Genomic DNA, 2,162 nt, shown 5'->3' on the forward strand with positions numbered 1-2,162 from the left:
CGCCGCCGAGCACGCTGCGCCGCAACAGCGCCTTGACCCGCGCCTCCAGCTCCGTCAACTCAAACGGCTTGGCCAGGTAGTCGTCGGCGCCCAGGTTCAGGCCATGCACGCGGTCTTTCACATCACTGCGCGCCGTCAGCATCAGCACCGGCAGATTTTTCCCACGCGCCCGCAAACGCGCCAGCACCTCGAAACCATCCATGCGCGGCAAGCCCACATCAAGGATCGCCACCGCGTATTCCTCACTGCTCAAGGCCAGGTCAGCGGACACGCCATCGTGCAACACGTCGACGGTCAAACCCGTGCTCTTGAGCGCCTGGGCGACACTTTCGGCCAGTTGCAAATGGTCTTCAACCAGGAGGACACGCATGGATTTTTACCTCATTCGGGGGTGGTCGGCGCCACGCTTTGCGAGGCAGTTTACAGGCGCCGAATGGCCTGTGAAGCCCGAAAACATTGAAAGACAACTGAAAGGTTAGTGAAAGCTTCGCCGTTTAGCATCCCGTGACGGTGGGCTTGCCCGCCGAGCTACCTGATCCGTAGCGCCCGAAAAACGCCTCGAAGCGTTTTCGCCAAAATAAGAACAATAACGGAGTACTCAACAATGCTGTCGACCCAGCCCCAGGCTTACCCGCCTGTGCGTTTTTCCCGCCTGACCCAGACCGCCCTTGCCAGTGCCGCCGCCCTTGCCGGCTTTTCGCCGCTTGCCCAGGCTGCCTTCTTCGAAGACAGCAGCGCGACCCTGGAAACCCGCAACATGTACTTCAACCGCGACTTTCGCGACGGCACCAGCGCCCAGCAATCCAAACGTGACGAATGGGCCCAGGGCTTCATGCTCAACCTGCAATCGGGCTACACCGACGGCACCGTCGGCTTTGGCGTGGATGCGCTGGGCATGCTCGGGGTCAAGCTCGACTCCAGCCCCGATCGCACCGGCACCGGCCTGCTGCCCACGCATGACGATGGCCGCGCCGCCAACGAGTATTCCAAGCTAGGCCTGACCGGCAAAGTGAAGATCTCCGCCACCGAGCTGAAGATCGGCGCGCTGATCCCCGAGCTGCCGATCCTCAAGCCCAACGACGGGCGCATCCTGCCGCAAACCTTCAACGGCGGCCTGGTCACCTCGAAAGAATTCAAGAACCTGGTGTTCACCGGCGGTCGCCTGGATAAAGCCAAGGACCGCGACGACACCAACTACGAGGACATCGCCCTCAACAACAAGAACAGTCGCTTCCTCAGCGGCGCCACCGGCAAGCATTTCAACTTCGGCGGCGTCGACTACAAGTTCGCCGACAAGATCACCGGCAGCTACCACTTCGCCCAGCTCGATGACGTGTACCGTCAGCACTTCCTCGGTCTGGTGGCCGCGCGCCCGATGGGCCCCGGCACCTTCGGCACCGACCTGCGCCTGGCGATCAGCGATGACACCGGCGCAGCCCGTGGCGGCAAAATCGACAACACCTCCCTCAACGGCCTGTTCAGCTATGCCCTCAATGGCCATAAGCTCAGTGCCGGCTACCAGCACATGTCCGGCGACAGCGCGTTTCCGTATGTGGATGGCAGCGACCCGTACCTGGTCAACTTCGTGCAGATCAACGACTTTGCCGGCGCTGAAGAGCGCTCCTGGCAGGCACGCTACGACTTCGACTTCGCCAAACTGGGCATTCCCGGCCTGAGCTTCATGAGCCGTTACCTGTCGGGTGACAATATCAAGCTCAAGAACGGCGAAACCGGCAAAGAGTGGGAGCGCAACAGCGAGATCAAGTACGTGGTGCAAAGCGGCACGTTCAAGGATGTGGCCGTGCGCCTGCGCAATGCGACGTATCGCTCCAACTATTCCGCCCGTGATGCGGATGAAGTACGCCTGCTGGTCAGCTACAGCGTCGCGCTCTGGTAAGCAGTGCCTGGTAATAGCCACTCATAACAACAACGACGGAGATAACCATGACCCTTTCATTGCGTAAATTCGCCCTCGCCGCTGGCTGCATGCTGTTCGCTGGCCAACTGCTGGCCGCCGACGAACCCAAGCGCCCGGAATGCATCGCCCCCGCCTCCCCCGGCGGCGGTTTTGACCTGACCTGCAAACTGGTGCAAAGCGCGCTGGTCAACGAGAAGCTGCTGAGCAAGCCGATGCGCGTGACGTACATGCCCGGCGGCGTGGG

The 2,162-nt window shown here is 61.6% G+C and carries 2 protein-coding genes and 1 pseudogene; 2 read left to right on the top strand and 1 reads right to left on the bottom strand.

The genetic code is table 11. The features are described from left to right. The coding region (locus L9Z73_RS29540; RefSeq protein ID WP_247408421.1) for a response regulator at nt 1-370 on the bottom strand (370 nt) is incomplete at its 3' end. A gap of 234 nt (nt 371-604) precedes the next feature. Here L9Z73_RS29540 and L9Z73_RS29545 point away from each other — a divergent pair. Continuing rightward, nucleotides 605-1,897, top strand: a complete 1,293-nt coding sequence (locus tag L9Z73_RS29545) for an OprD family porin (protein WP_247408423.1) — start codon at nt 605-607, stop codon at nt 1,895-1,897. 41 nt (nt 1,898-1,938) lie between these two features. Then, nucleotides 1,939-2,162 (top strand): annotated as a pseudogene (locus L9Z73_RS29550) (tripartite tricarboxylate transporter substrate binding protein); the annotation flags it as partial.

The organism is Pseudomonas emilianonis (assembly GCF_023072625.1).
Classification (GTDB): Bacteria; Pseudomonadota; Gammaproteobacteria; order Pseudomonadales; family Pseudomonadaceae; genus Aquipseudomonas; species Aquipseudomonas paraveronii.